The sequence below is a fragment of the Chloroflexus islandicus genome, assembly GCF_001650695.1.
GTDB classification, from domain to species: Bacteria; Chloroflexota; Chloroflexia; order Chloroflexales; family Chloroflexaceae; genus Chloroflexus; species Chloroflexus islandicus.
In genome coordinates, this window is the sequence record NZ_LWQS01000032.1 from 1 (window position 1) to 14,061 (window position 14,061).

Genomic DNA, 14,061 nt, shown 5'->3' on the forward strand with positions numbered 1-14,061 from the left:
TCCGGCTCGACCATGCGCCTTTGCGTTTGACTCCCTCACCCCCCAACCCCCTCTCCCACCGCACGGCGGGAGAGGGGGAGCTGCGCGATGGGCGAACGAGGCATAACAGGAGCGGAAGCGAGTAGCGCCCCTCTCCCGCGCTAGTGAGAGAGGGAATGGGGGTGAGGGCACGGAGTCAAATAGCTACAAAGCGACCCAAAAGACACAAGAATAGCACGTTTTTGTGTCTTTTGTGTCTTTTCGTGGCTATTCTCCACCCCTCCCCCAGCGGGAGCGGGGTTGGGGGTGGGGGCAACTCCCCCAGCGGGGGAGGGGCACGGGGTGGGGGCAACCTTAACTCACCGCCAACCAGCGCCTGTCTGCCAATCGCGCGAGCCACGGTTGCAAGGCCGCATCCCATACCGGTTGGGTGGCGATCAGCCGGCGCAGCTCTGCAGCTTCGCTTGACATAATGTCTTGAAGGGCGCTGATCAACCCTTCGACCTGATCGAACTGGCCGGCAGTCTCGAACAGGGTGCGCGCCATGCTAAAGCGGTCGCCGATCGGGATGGCGAAACCGAGCTGCCGCGCCAGCGCCGAGCAGTCGGCCCGGCTGAGGAAGAAGCCAGCTTTGACCGGCGTGATCAGATGGCGGATCAGCGCGCTCAGATCGGTCTCTTCATCGTGGGGGGTGGCCGGTTGCAGGGGTATGTACTCTTGGACGGCGACCGGCTCGCCGGCCAGCCGCTCAAGTTCGCTGCCGATCAATTCCACCACTAAACCGGCCACCGTCTGATAAAAGGGATGGGCCGGAATGCGTTGCACCGTGCGCGCCCAAATCGGCGCCCAACCGGCGAGATGCTGGCGCAGCAACGTCGCGGCCTGCCGCCGCGCCCAACTGCGCAGCGCGGCGTCGCCGTTGGCCTGCGCAGCGGCTTCAGTTGCGATCAGGCGCGCCAGCACGGTCAGTTCCAACCCCAAATGGTCAGGCGCGCCTACGTTGGGGTCAGGGACAAAACCGCATGCCTCGTACAAGGCCGCCACTCGCTCGGCGGCGGCGGTGTTGAGCATCAGCTCTTCGTCGCGGTAGAGCGACTCGTAGGGGTAGACGTTGCGCCCGACCAGATATTCATAGGCGACAGCGAGCGCCTCGCGCCCGTCGCCCATCACCTCAGCCAGTTCTGGCAACGTCGCCGCCTCCGCCCACAGGTCGGCGGAAGGCGGCGTGAGCAGCAGGCGGCCAATCAGGCTGGCTAACGCCTGACGGGCCGCCAATTCAGAATACGCCGTCACGACTTTTTCCTCGGCAACAGGTACGCTTCACGCGCCGGACGGAACGGACGCAGCAGCCAGTGTGGCCGGCGCAAGCCGTCGGGCGAGACCTTCGACGCCGGACGGGTCATCGCCAACCATTCGCGGTAGACTTCGTGCGCCCGCTTGGTATCGACAAAAATGTCGCCGTAGCGGTCATTCGGGCCGGCTGGTTCGATCCGCACCTTCTGGTGCCAGCAGTGCATGCCGCTGATCGGGTCAGGATGCACCGAGAAGGTCAGGTTCTGATGCACGCCGGCATCTTCCCACCAGATCCGCGCCGTATCGGGGTCTTCGCTCTGGTAGGGCTTGATGCCGTGGACTTGGCGCATCCGCCATTTGCCTTCGCCCTCTTGCTTGAGATCAACCAGCGCGGTCGAGAGCTTGCCGCCGCCGTCTTCTTGCAACCGCCAGCGCCCCAAGTGGTGCGAACAGGCGATCACACCGGGACGGATGCCTTCCGTCACCCAGACCCGATCGACGAAGTAGCCGATCTCGGTGATGACCTTGATCAGATCGCCGGTGCGCAGTCCGAGCCGCTCGGCGTCGCTGGTATGGATCCAGACCGGGTTCTTGTGGCTGATCTCGTACAGCCACTTGGCGTTGCCGCTGCGGGTGTGGATCAGCGTCGGCAAGCGGAAGGTCGAGAGCAGCACGACTTCGTTCTTGTTCCGATCCACCTTGCTGGGGTGAACGTGGCTGTGAATGTAGGTCGGAATGGCGTATTCAGGCCACCCCCAATCGCGCAGCGTCGTCGAGTAGAACTCAAGTTTGCGCGACGGGGTGAGGAAGCCGGTCGCAATTGTGCCGTCTTCGAGCTGGATGCCGATCGGTCTCCCGCGTTCGGGGTCTGGCTCGAAGTAAGGCAGCGGCGTGATATTCGACGACGGCTGGGCCGGCGTCTTGGTATAGACGATCTTGGTGTCGGGGTCGATGGTCGCGTTGGCCAGTTCGCTTGGGCTTGGCGGTTTGTCGAAGGTCGGCATCGCGCCTTTGCGCAGCTCGAATGCGCCGTAGCGCCGCATATACTCTAGCGGCGTGAGACCCTCTTTCGCCGCCGCTTCGGGCAAACCGGGCACGTGATTCTCGAACATCCACCCGTACAGCTCATCGACCGTAATCTTCTGGCCGGGCCGGTACGGGCTTTCAAAGGTCTTGCGGATGCCGAGGCTGCCGTCGGGGTCAATCCGCCACGACAGCTCGATCCAGAACTCGGTCTCTTCCCACACCTCGCCGGGGTTGGCTTCGCGGGTATCTTTGACCGGCTTGCCCAACCGCCGCAGCGCCTCGCGCAACACCGGCTGGCGGAAGGCGATCCAGCAACCGGCATGGGTCTCTTGGCTCATCATATCGTGGCGCTCGGCCCCGACCCCCATCGGCAAGATGTAATCGGCGAACCAACCGGTCTCGCTCCACGTCGGCGAGAGATGGACGTGCAAACCGATCTTGCTCTCGTCGGTCAGCACTTCCAGCCAGCTCATGCCGTCGGGGTTCGTCCACAATGGGTTGTAGACGCGGGTGAAGTAGGTGTCAATCTTGCCGCGATTTTCTTTGAGGAGGTGTGGCAAGAGATAACTCAATTCGTAGAAGGTGAGCGGGTACTCTTCCGGCCACGTCAACTCGTTCCAGACCTTCGGGTGCGGCGCCATGTTGGGGTGGCGCGGGATCCACTTATCCCAGACGTTGGCCGAGGTGCCGCCTTCGACGCCGATCGAGCCAGTGAGAACATTGAGGAACCAGAGGCAGCGGGCGACCATCCAGCCGCCGAGGTTGGCGCTGGTGGCGCTGCGCCAGCTATGGGTGGCCAATTTGCCTTCGCAGCGGGCGATGATCTTCGCCACCCGCTCGATCTGCTCGGCGCTGACCCCGCTCTCTTGGGCGGCGAACTCGAAGGTGTATTGGGCGTACAGCTCTTGCAGCTTCATCTCGAAATGCTCGAAGCTGACCGGCGTGCCGGGATGTTCGGCGCGCAGATAGGCATCCCAATTCACCCAGCGGCGCACAAAGTCGCGGTTGTACTGGCCGGTGCGGATGAGATAGTTAGCGATGGACAACAAGATCGCCGTCTCGCTGCCCGGCCACGGCGAGAGCCATTCATCGGCCAGCGAGGCCGTATTCGAGAGGCGGGTATCGAGCACGATCAGCTTGGCGCCGGCCATCTTGCCTTCCATAATGCGCTGGGCATGCGGGTTGAAGTAGTGGCCGGTTTCGAGGTGTGAGCTGATCAGCAAAATCACGCGGGCATTGGCGTGATCGGGCGAAGGCCGGTCGTACCCCATCCACATCGCTTGCCCGCAGCGCGCCCCCGACGAACAGACATTGGTGTGCGAGTTGTGGGCGTCAACCCCCCACGCCGGCAGCACCCACTCCATAATCCCATCGTGGCCGGGGCGACCGACGTGGTAGATGACCTCAGTCTGGCGCTTCTCGATAATCGCCTTGCGAATGCGTCCGGCAATCTCGTTGAGCGCCTCGTCCCACGAGACGCGCACCCACTTGCCTTCACCGCGCTTACCGGCCCGCTTCAGCGGGTAGAGGATGCGGTCGGGGTCGTAGACTTGGTTGAGCGTCGCCGGCCCCTTGGCGCAGTTGCGGCCCCGGCTGCCGGGATGGAGCGGATTACCCTCAAACTTCTTGATCTTGAGCGTCTCGACATCAACATAGGCGAGCAGGCCGCAGGCGCTCTCGCAATTGAAGCAGATCGTCGGCACCAGCGTATAACGGCGGGCCACCTTCTGCGGCCACAGCTTCGGATCGTACTCCGTCCAGTCATTCCAGCGTTCGACCGGCGGATAGTCACGCAACTCCGTGCTAGCCGGCACGGTTGCCGGCGCATCGCTGGTGACATACCGGTCGACCGGCGGGGCCAGCGGTTCGACCCGCGCTTGCGGCTTCTGGCTGAGCGTTCCTAACAAACGATTAAGCAATGACGTCGCCATGACCACACCTTTCCTAACTGTTCGGCACGTGTTGCGGCGCCATAACAAACGCATATTCAAAGGCGTACAGACCAGCAATGGCGGCCAACCCAGCCACCGCTAAGAGCGGCGCAGCCAAGGCAGGCGCGAGCAAGGCCAGCGCGATCAAGGCGATCGGCACGACGTGGCCCAACCCGATCGCACCCTGCCAGAAGTGGCGGCGGTAGCGACCGTGGCTAATGTCGTGAGCGGCGCGGGCCGCAACTTCGCTGGCATGCGGAATACCGAATTCGCCCAACAGCAGCATAAAGAGATCGAGCGCAAGGCCGCCGGCGAACAGCCAGCCGAGCAGGGTGAGGAATTCAGCCGGCATCGCCATCAATGGCGCCATGAGCAGCAGCGTCCCCGCCCCAACCATCAAGGCCTGCACCAGCAGGTGGGCCGGCAAGAGCGGGCTTTGCCAGAGGTCGCGGCCTTCGGCTTGGGCGAAGAGGAAGGCGGTGTAGATCGCGGCCATCACTGCCAGCGGGATGCCCACCCACGCAAAGAGCGGGCGCAACCCAGCAATGGCCGTTTCCGGCCACACATTAAAGGCCGCCCCGGCTTCGGCGAGGAACCACAACCCGGCCACGCCGGTAAAGCCGATCAGGATAAACGCGCCGCGGGTCAACCAACTGCGCCACTGCGGGCGGGTGAGAATGGTCAAGAACATGTGCGGCTTATCGAGGTCAAAGACCAGCAAGCCGGTGGTAATGCCGATAAAGAGCAGGCTGACAAAGAGCGCCGTCGCCAGCAGCGGCGCGGCCAGCGGCGCCAATCCCAATCCGACGGCGGCGGCAATCGCCAAAAAGACGCCGCTCCCGATCCCCTTCGTGACCAGATAGGCTGGCACCGGCCAATGCCATGGAATCTTGTGCTGGGCATTGTAGGCCGTCTGCACCATGTGGCCGGCCACCCGTCCACCCATCATCAACGCGCTCTGACCAACCCCCAAACCCTGCTCGCGCGGCGGGCGGATCGTTGCACCCGAAGCGGCAGTGAGCGGGATGACCTCACGGGCAGCCTTCACCCGGCCATTGCCGTTGCCATGGTGATGGCCTACCAACTGCTCGCTGACCACATCGGCCCACATGAAGGTCGAGCTAGTGGTTGAGGCGGTTGGCGTCAACGTGGTCTGATCAGCGTCGATATAGAACAACTTCGGCGCGGTGCCCTGTTCGGGCTTGCGTACCGACACCGGCTCGCGGGCGATCAACTGGCTGATCAAGCTGTTCGGATCATCAAGGTCACCAGAGATGATCGCCTGTTCGGGGCAGACAATCTCGCAGGCCGGCTTGAGACCCTGATCAACCCGATGGGCGCAGAAGTGGCACTTAGCCGCGTTGTGCGTTTCCGGATCAATGTAGATCGCGTCGTAAGGGCACGCCTGCATACAGGCTTTGCAGCCGATGCACACCTTCGGATCGAACTCAACGATGCCGTCAGTGCGCTGGTACATCGCGGTCACGGGACAAATGCGGACACAGGGCGGATTGGCGCAGTGGTTGCAGCGAGTGACTTGGAAGTGGCGGCGGGTGTTAGGAAACGTACCAGTCTCGACATACTTGACCCATGTGCGGTAGACGCCGAGCGGAACCTCATTTTCCGATTTGCACGCCGTGCTACACGCATGGCAGCCGATACACTTCCGCTGATCGATGAGGAAGCCGTAGTTTGTCATGGCCAGCTCTTTCTGGCTATGAGGATAAGATCTCGATTGAATTATATCGTAACAGAAACCTGCTCATCGAACAAGCAGATATTTTCGATGAGAGGCATCGAATGAGTGTATACCTGCAACACGGCAGCGATCCCGTATGGAGTGCGGCAGTTTGACTGCCGCACTCCATGATTATCTATCCTTTCATCTGCATGGTACAATGCAGCCATTCGTATTCACTCATCGTAATTGTGAGGCATGAACGTGACCCTCAACCTGCACCTGTTGCGGATCTACGTTGCGGTGCTCGACCATGGCAGCTTTACGCGCGCTGCCGACGCGCTGACGATGAGCCAATCAGCGGTATCGCGGGCCGTCCAAGAGCTTGAGCGACAACTCAATACCGTGCTCGTTGAGCGACGCGCGCGCGGGGTGGCTCCGACCGAAGCTGGCGCGATCCTCGGCGAGCATGCCCGCCGGATCTTTGCCCACGAACGATTAGCGGTCGAGGCGCTCAAAGAGTTGCGCGGCTTGCAACGGGGCCGGCTGGCCATTGGGGCTAGCAGTACGATTGGCATCTATTTATTGCCGCCGTTGCTAGGCGCGTACCACCGCCAATATCCGGGGATTGAGCTGTTTCTCGATATTGGCAATACCCAACAGGTGCTTGAACACCTCTTCGCCTACCGGATCGATATTGCTTACGTGGAAGGGCCGGTCACGCCACAGGAACATCTTCAGATTACCCCATGGCGCAACGACGAGCTGGTGGTGATCGCCCCACCCGATCACCCGCTCAGCCGGCGCGCCCATGTGCCTTGCGCCGAACTCAACGGCGCGCCGTTTATTTTGCGCGAACCCGGTTCGGGCACGCGCGAGGTGATGGAGCAGACGTTAGCGGCGCGCGGAATTACGATCCGTCCAGTGATGGAGCTGGGCAGCACCGAGGCGGTGAAACAGGCGGTGAGCGCCGGATTGGGTCTGAGCATGGTATCGCGCGTCACGATTAAGGCCGAGGTGATTGCCCGCAAGCTCGAAGTGCTCAATATTCCCGATCTGGTGGTGCAGCGCCAGTTGAGCTGGGTGCGCCTGAGCGATCGTCCGCAGAGCCTAGCATTGATGGCGTGGTTGAAGGGACAGGTATGAGGGAGTGGGGAGAAGGGAGTAGGGAGTGCGGTTCTTCTTGTAGGTTTTTATCCTCGTCACCGGTCGCTTGCTTGCTGGACAGCACACATTGCTTCGTAGTGAGAAGTGCTATAATAGCCGTCAACTTGAGCAAAGCGATAGAAACCTCGCTAGATCTTTCATTTTTGCAATCGTTGGGGCTATTCTCAACAGGAGCCGGATATGACCGTGAAATACACACGCTGGCTGCGCAGCTACGTTGGCCATCAACGCATTCTGCAAGTGCGCGCGAGCGGGTTTGTCCGCAATGAAGCGGGGCAGATATTGCTATGCCGGCGCGCCGATGTGATGCTGTGGGATGTGCCGGGAGGAACGATCAGCCTTGATGAGTCGCCGGCGCGGGCCTTGGTGCGCGAAGTGCATGAAGAGACTGGTTTGATTTTAGAGCCATTTAAGCTGATTGGGATCTATAGCGGCCCCGATTTTGCGTGGAGTTACCCCAACGGCGATCAGTCGCAGATTTTGGCAATCTTTTTTGCGGCCCGGATCGTTGGTGGCGAGTTGCAGCAGGCCGGTCACGAGAATGTGAATGTCGGCTTTTTCGACCCGAACCGGTTGCCGCCGTTGCTGACCCGCACTCGCCGCATGCTGGTTGATGCCTTTGCCGACCGGCCTGAAGCCGCGTTCGATTTTTAAGGCGCAGAGGGAGCAAAGGCGCAGAGATGCTTAACGCAAAGGCGCGAAGGACGCGAAGGGGCGCAGAGGTTTGTTGGCGGAATAGCCACGAAGCGACCCAAAAGACACAAATGTAACCATTTTTTGTGCCTTTTGCGTTTTTTCGTGGCTATTCAACCTTTTCGCTCCTGCCCCGCGAGCACGGGAGCGGTGCGCTTTCCGCCTTCCCCCTGTCATTGCGAGCGGAGCGCCAGCGGAGCGAAGCAATCCCCTGCGAACACGGGAGCGGTGCGCTTTCCGCCTTCCCCCTGTCATTGCGAGCGGAGCGCCAGCGGAGCGAAGCAATCCCCTGCGAACACGGGAGCGGTGCGCTTTCCGCCTTCCCCCTGTCATTGTGAGCCGCCGGAGGCGGCGAAGCAATCCCTCGCGAGCACGAGATTCGTGTCCTCAGGTATTGCTGCCGCTGACGCGGGAGGTTGCTGCGGGGGATAGGCCCCTCGCAATGACAGGTGGGGACGCACCCCCCCACTCCCTTTTTAAGTCGCAGAGGACGTGAAGGTGCGCAGAGGCTTGTTGGCGGAATAGCCACAAAGAGACACAAAAGACACAAATGCAACCATTTTTTGCGCCTTTTGGGTCTTTTTGCGGCTATTCACCACTCTGCCCCATTCCCCACTCCCTCCTCTTATCGGCCTCGTGAGTAGTAGAACGGTGCAACTTGGCGCACGATCCCCTTCAGTTCCAACAACGCCAATGCGGCGGCGGTGGCGGCTGCCGGCAGGCCGGCGGCGCGGCCAATGGCGTCAATGTGCTGCGGCTCGGCTTCGACGGCCCGGTAGATCGCCTCTTCTTCGGCGGTGAGAGCCAGCTCCAGCGGCGACTCGTCAGGCCGGTGCGGCCCATCGAGACCAAGCGCCGCCAACACATCACTTGCATCGGTGACTAGCGCCGCTCCTTCGCGGATGAGACGGTGCGGGCCGGCGCTGAGCGGGTTAAAGATCGATCCCGGCACGGCCATGACGTCGCGCCCTTGATCGAGCGCAAACTGCACGGTAATCAGCGCACCGCTCTGTTCGCCGGCTTCTACCACCAGCGTGGCCAGACTCAAGCCGGCGATAATCCGGTTGCGCGGGGGAAAGTTGAGCGGCGCGGGTGGCGTGCCGAGCGGGTAGTCGCTGATTAGCGCGCCGGCGGTCGTGATCCGCTCGGCCAGCACGCGGTTCCGTTCAGGGTAGACCCGATCGACGCCGCACGCCAGCACGGCAATCGTGCGTCCGCCGGCCTCAAGGGCGGCAGTATGGGCGATCGTATCAATGCCTAACGCTAACCCGCTGACAATCGTGATCCCGGCGGCGGCGAGATCGCGGGCCAGCCGGCGGGTCACTTCGCGGCCATAGGTGCTCGGCTGGCGCGTGCCGACGATGGCCACTGCCCGTTGGTCGGCTGGCGTCAGCGTGCCGCGCACGTAGAGCAATGGCGGTGGGGCTGGAATCATGCGGAGTAGCGGCGGGTAGATCGGATCGGTGATCGCCACCGGCATCACGCCGGCGGCACGCAACCGGGCCAGCTCGGCGTCGAGGTCGATGGTCTGGCGGGCCGCGCGCAAGCCAGCCATACTGCGCGCGTCTAACCCGGCGGCGATCATATCGGGTTCATCGGCATGCCACGCTGCCGCCACCGAGCCGCACTGCTCGATCAGGCGCGCGAGCCGGAGCGGGCCGATGCCGGGTACAAGGTTAAAACCAAGGTAGTAGCGGGTGATGTCGTGCATACGTGATTGCGCTCTCAACAACGGTCTCTATATAAGAAACCGCGCCAGATCGGCAAAAGTTGCGCGAAGTGAGGCAGAGAGCGCAAAGAACGCAGAGGGTAAAAACGCAAAGACGCAGAGAACGCAAAGAACGCAGAGGGTAAAACGCAAAGACGCAGAGAACGCAAAGGTCGCAGAGGGTGGATGATGGATGGGGCACAAGTACGCTTGGGTTCCACCTATCAAATACTTCGCGTCCTCTGCGATCTTTGCGCCGTTGCGTTAAACATCTCTGCGCCGTTGCGGAGCCGGACAGCCGTCCGGCTCTCCAGGCGCCTTGATATTACACCGCTTGGGCGGCTTCACCGCGGCGGCCACGGCCAAACCAATTCCGCCACTCGCGATGCTCCCACACCACCAGCAACTGGGCAGCGTTGAAGATCGACGAATAGGTACCACTGATCAGGCCGATTAGCAGCATCAACACAAAATTGCGGATGGTGTCGCCGCCGAACAGCAACAGCGCCGTGAGGGTAAAGAAGGTCGTCAATTGGGTATTGATCGATCGCGGCAGCGTCTGCACGAGGCTATGATTGACAATATCGTCGAACGTCTCGGCGGGATGGCGGTTGAGCAAATTCTCGCGAATGCGGTCAAAGACCACAATCGTATCGTGAACCGAGAAGCTCAGCGTCGTGAGTAGCGCGGTCAGGAAGAGGGCATCAACTTCAAGCCCGATCGCCACGCCGAGGATAGCGGCGATGCCAAGCACCACCAACACATCGTGCAGCATCGAAATCAGCGCGCAGACACCGTAGCGCACCGGATGCGGCGCTTTGCGGAAGGCCCACGTCAGATAGAGCAGGATCACCAGCGACGCGCCGAGCACCGCGATCACGGCGCTGCGGGTCGACTCGGCGCTGACCGTGGGGCCAACGCTCTCAAGCCGTTCGCGGGTGACGGTGCCGAAGGCATCGGTCAATGCCTTCATCACCGCCTCGATCTCGCTATTCGGATCCGACTCGCTGAGCGGGCGGGTGCGCACCAGCGCTGCCGCCACGGGACGGCCATCAACAGTGGTTGGGCTTAGTTGTACCTGTGCGCCCTCAAACCCGCCGGCGGCGAACGCCTGCGCGATGCGGTCGGTCGTCAATGACTCCGGCGTCGTATCAGGAAAGCGCAACTCCCACAACGCGCCGCCGGCGAAATCAATGCTTGGCCGCAAGCCAATCGCAAACCTCCCGGTCGTGATGAGCGGGTGCAAGAACAGCATATACAGACCGGGCAAAATAACCAAGAGTGAAAACGCAAACCACCAATAGCGACGGCGGACGAGATGTTCCATAGTGACGTTACTCCAGTGTCACGGATACGATTCGTTGCACGCTTGCGCCTACTCACCCGCTAGGAAGCCGCCGTCGCCGCCGGTGCGGTCTCGCGGCGATCGACGCCGAACCACCATGCGCGTTCATCGCTAAACAACGGCAACACGACGCGCAAGAAGGTGCGGGTCACAATCACGGCAGTAAAAAGACTGATCACAATACCGAGACCAAGCGTGAGCGCAAACCCTTTGATCAAGCTGACGCCGAAACTGTTGCCGAACATAAACAGCACAATGCTGGTAATCAGGGTAGACACGCTCGAGTCGCGGATGGCCGGCCATGACTCGACAAACCCCAACTCTAGTGCATTGCGAATATCACGGCCCCGGCGGTACTCTTCGCGCAAGCGGGCAAAGATCAGCACGTTCGCATCGACCGCCAACCCGATCGAGAGGATAAAGCCAGCAATACCCGGCAGAGTCAGCGTCACCGGGATCAGGCGGTAAATGGCAAAGCTGATGGCGGTATAAATCAAGAGCGCGATCGTCGCGATCAGACCGGGGCCGCGGTAGAAGAGGATCATAAAGATCGCGACCACCGACAAGCCAATGATACCGGCCACGATACTCGCGGCTACACTCTCTTGACCGAGGGTCGCGGTCACGGTACGGCTGGTCTCGATCACCAGCGGCACTGGCAACGCGCCATACTTCAGCTTATTAAAAATCTGATTGCGTTCGGCCTCGGTCGTTACCTCAATCACCCCGGAGCCATCAGTAAGCGCGGCGTTGATTACCGGGCAGCTCACCACCACATTATCGAGCACGATACACATCGGGCGGCCAACGTTGGCAGCGGTAAAGGTGGCCAAGCGGCGGGCCGACTCGCCGCGGAAGGCAAACGAGACCGCTGGGCGGCTGCCAAGCGCGCCACCCTGCGAGAAGGTCGGCTGCACGGCGCTGGTATCGAGATCGGCGCCGTCGGTGATGCTCTGATAAATCGGGCCGAGGCTATTCACATCGGTGACAGTACCACTTTCGAGCAGTTGCGGCGGGTTGGGACTGCTTGAGGTGCGCACAATCGCGCCGTCGGCCAAATATTGGCCCTGCGAATCGATAAACTCAAGCCGGCCAGTACCACGCAACGTCTCAATCGCCTGTTCGGGGTTAGCCACGCCGGGTAATTCGACGATGATGCGGTCATTGCCGGCCCGCTGCACCACCGTCTCACCAACGCCAAGCGCATTGACGCGCTGCTCGATCACACCGGCGGCAGTGGCAATCTGTTCGGGGGTGGCATTAGGATCAGCCGAGCGCAACAAGACTTGAATGCCGCCTTGCAAGTCAAGGCCAAGCCGCACGCTCACATCGCGGCCCAAGAAATTGTTGTTGGGGGCAAAATTAACGGCCAGCGCCAGCCCAGTCACGACAATAATCAATATCAGCGCTGAAAGATTACGGTTTTGCACGGTTGCCCTGCTCCTCACTCATGTCGAAAAGCCGGCCCATTATAGGCCGGCGACGGCGGCGCGTCAAGGCCGCCGTCGAGAAGAGAATAGCCACGAACAACGCATTCGTGTGGCGGCCAAACACCGGATAGTGACCATCAGCGGTCAGCAGCGCGCAGCGCAGCGTCAATCGCGGTAAACAGCCGGCTCGAATCGACCAGTTGGCCATTCACGCTGAACGACGGCGTAGCCTGCACGCCGAGCTCGGCAGCCGATTGCGCTGCGGCTAAAATCGCCTCGCGATGGGTGCCGGCTTGCATACACGCATCGAACTTGGCGCGGTCGATGCCCACGATGCCGGCGTAGCCGCTAAAGGTATTCAGCGGCGAACTGAGTTGGGCCCAAATGCTCTGGTTGGCGAAGATTTGGCTGTGCATCTCCCAGAACTTGCCTTGATCACCGGCGCAGCGGGCGGCTTCGGCAGCCGCAACAGCATTGGGATGAATATTGGTCAGCGGTAGCTCGTGGTAGATAAACTGCACCTTGCCGGTATTGATGTAATCACGTTCGAGGATCGGCTCGAGGCTGCGGGTAAAGAACGCGCAGCCGGGGCACTGGTAGTCTTCAAACGCAATCACCTTCACCGGCGCGTCGGGGTTGCCCTTGTAATAGAACCCTTCAGCCGTGCGCCCAACCGGCGCAGTCGGCGTTTTGACTTCGCCCTGATTGCGGGTGAGGAAGACGATCAGCGCAGTGAGGGCCAAGACCGCCACCACGCCAACCGCGATGTACAAATAGAGTAAATTGTTCTGTTTGGCTGCCTTGACCCGGCGGCCACGGGTGCTCTGCACGCTCATTGCTGTCTCCTGACCTTACGCTGCCAAAACTCGCGCCATTATAGCCATTGCCCGATCCCCCGTCAATTAGCCCACGAGGGTCGCCACAAACTCAAGCTCAAGCCGCACCTCATCAGCCACGGTGTCAACTGACGGCGAATCGGGAATAATCAGATTAAAGTCGCGGTAGAGCACAGCGGTCTTCGCTATCCCGCTGATCTCGGTCTGGCTCACCGGCGTCACCGTGACGGTAAACGTCACCGGGCGGGTGACATCAGTAATGGTGAGGTCGCCTTCGATGGTGAACTCAAAGGGCACGCCAATCGTGACCGTATCCGGCAAACCGTTAATCTCGCGCGGAGTGAATGTGATCAGCTCGAATTGGTTGGTGCGCAGAATGACATTACGCATCGCCCGATTGCGCAGCTCGTTATCGGTCGTAAGCGTGCGCGCATTAATCTGGATAATCCCCACCTGCGCCGCTCTAGGCACATTGGGGTCAAGCGCAATCTGGCCGGCTACCTGATTGGTTACGCCGACAACGGTAATAGGCTGGCCGCGCAACACCTCATCGATCAAGAAACGGGCTTCCGAGCGGCTCTGGTCAATCGCAAAGAGTTGCAGCGCCGGTTCAGTTGCGGTGGCCGGTGCGGTTGGCGCGGTTTCTGGCGTCGGGCCAGCAGTCGCTGCCGGCGCAGCCGTTGGCTGGGTAGCCGTCGCTGTTGCCGGCAACACCAATGGCACCGCCTCAAGCGGGCCGCTCGCCGCTTCGGGTGGGCGGAAGACGTAAAAGACGAGCAGGCCCAGCGCAATCACGACCACGACCCCTAACACGATCGCCACTTGCCGGATGTTCATCATCGTATATCCCTCGTAGTACAGAATCTGTGCATAACACCAACGAACATGATACCGGATCGGCGGCTTGAAATACCGTTTTCTCATCAAACTTTTAGCTTTTCGCTATGACATATAAACACAATTTTTGCAAAAAAG

The 14,061-nt window shown here is 61.1% G+C and carries 10 protein-coding genes; 2 read left to right on the plus strand and 8 right to left on the minus strand.

Going from position 1 to position 14,061, the window contains the following annotated elements; genetic code table 11:
* Positions 1-333 precede the first annotated feature (333 nt).
* From A6A03_RS01820 to nrfD, 3 genes are read right to left on the minus strand one after another with little or no spacing between them, the layout of a single operon-like run.
* Positions 334-1,272, minus strand: coding sequence for a TorD/DmsD family molecular chaperone (locus A6A03_RS01820; RefSeq protein WP_066783015.1), 939 nt, complete (start codon positions 1,270-1,272; stop codon positions 334-336).
* Positions 1,269-4,229 carry a molybdopterin-dependent oxidoreductase gene (locus tag A6A03_RS01825; RefSeq protein ID WP_066783016.1) on the minus strand — a complete coding sequence of 987 codons (2,961 nt, stop codon included), beginning with the start codon at positions 4,227-4,229 and terminating at the stop codon, positions 1,269-1,271. The genes A6A03_RS01820 and A6A03_RS01825 overlap by 4 nt, the downstream gene beginning before the upstream one ends.
* A 13-nt stretch (positions 4,230-4,242) precedes the next feature.
* A complete protein-coding gene (gene nrfD / locus A6A03_RS01830) occupies positions 4,243-5,928 on the minus strand; it encodes an NrfD/PsrC family molybdoenzyme membrane anchor subunit (RefSeq protein ID WP_066783017.1) in 1,686 nt (561 codons plus the stop codon).
* 237 nt (positions 5,929-6,165) lie between these two features.
* Between nrfD and A6A03_RS01835 the strand changes: the two genes are divergently transcribed.
* Together A6A03_RS01835 and A6A03_RS01840 are read left to right on the plus strand one after the other, a co-directional pair.
* Positions 6,166-7,053 (plus strand): LysR family transcriptional regulator, encoded by an 888-nt coding sequence (locus tag A6A03_RS01835; RefSeq protein ID WP_066783019.1) that lies wholly within the window; start codon positions 6,166-6,168, stop codon positions 7,051-7,053.
* A gap of 201 nt (positions 7,054-7,254) precedes the next feature.
* Positions 7,255-7,728, plus strand: coding sequence for an NUDIX domain-containing protein (locus tag A6A03_RS01840; protein ID WP_066783020.1), 474 nt, complete (start codon positions 7,255-7,257; stop codon positions 7,726-7,728).
* A gap of 664 nt (positions 7,729-8,392) precedes the next feature.
* Here A6A03_RS01840 and dprA read toward each other — a convergent pair.
* The 5 genes from dprA to A6A03_RS01865 all read right to left on the minus strand — a co-directional run bounded on the left by dprA (position 8,393) and on the right by A6A03_RS01865 (position 13,926).
* A complete protein-coding gene (gene dprA / locus A6A03_RS01845) occupies positions 8,393-9,478 on the minus strand; it encodes a DNA-processing protein DprA (RefSeq protein WP_066783021.1) in 1,086 nt (361 codons plus the stop codon).
* Positions 9,479-9,800: 322 nt separating this feature from the next.
* A complete protein-coding gene (secF, locus tag A6A03_RS01850) occupies positions 9,801-10,802 on the minus strand; it encodes a protein translocase subunit SecF (RefSeq protein ID WP_066783023.1) in 1,002 nt (333 codons plus the stop codon).
* Positions 10,803-10,861: 59 nt separating this feature from the next.
* Positions 10,862-12,250 carry a protein translocase subunit SecD gene (gene secD, locus A6A03_RS01855; protein WP_066783025.1) on the minus strand — a complete coding sequence of 463 codons (1,389 nt, stop codon included), beginning with the start codon at positions 12,248-12,250 and terminating at the stop codon, positions 10,862-10,864.
* A gap of 137 nt (positions 12,251-12,387) precedes the next feature.
* On the minus strand, positions 12,388-13,086 hold the full coding sequence (locus A6A03_RS01860; protein ID WP_066783026.1) for a DsbA family protein: 699 nt from the start codon (positions 13,084-13,086) through the stop codon (positions 12,388-12,390).
* Positions 13,087-13,152: 66 nt separating this feature from the next.
* Complete coding sequence (locus tag A6A03_RS01865) at positions 13,153-13,926, minus strand: YceI family protein (protein WP_245668760.1); 774 nt, start codon at positions 13,924-13,926, stop codon at positions 13,153-13,155.
* Between the last annotated feature and the right edge of the window lie 135 nt (positions 13,927-14,061).

What these genes read in the sequence shown, in the direction of transcription:
- A6A03_RS01825 (WP_066783016.1), bottom strand. Translation starts at nt 4,229, where the DNA reads ATGGCGACGTCATTGCTTAATCGTTTGTTAGGAACGCTCAGCCAGAAG.
- nrfD (WP_066783017.1), bottom strand. Translation starts at nt 5,928, where the DNA reads ATGACAAACTACGGCTTCCTCATCGATCAGCGGAAGTGTATCGGCTGC.
- A6A03_RS01835 (WP_066783019.1), top strand. Translation starts at nt 6,166, where the DNA reads ATGAACGTGACCCTCAACCTGCACCTGTTGCGGATCTACGTTGCGGTG.
- A6A03_RS01840 (WP_066783020.1), top strand. Translation starts at nt 7,255, where the DNA reads ATGACCGTGAAATACACACGCTGGCTGCGCAGCTACGTTGGCCATCAA.
- dprA (WP_066783021.1), bottom strand. Translation starts at nt 9,478, where the DNA reads ATGCACGACATCACCCGCTACTACCTTGGTTTTAACCTTGTACCCGGC.
- secF (WP_066783023.1), bottom strand. Translation starts at nt 10,802, where the DNA reads ATGGAACATCTCGTCCGCCGTCGCTATTGGTGGTTTGCGTTTTCACTC.
- A6A03_RS01860 (WP_066783026.1), bottom strand. Translation starts at nt 13,086, where the DNA reads ATGAGCGTGCAGAGCACCCGTGGCCGCCGGGTCAAGGCAGCCAAACAG.
- A6A03_RS01865 (WP_245668760.1), bottom strand. Translation starts at nt 13,926, where the DNA reads ATGATGAACATCCGGCAAGTGGCGATCGTGTTAGGGGTCGTGGTCGTG.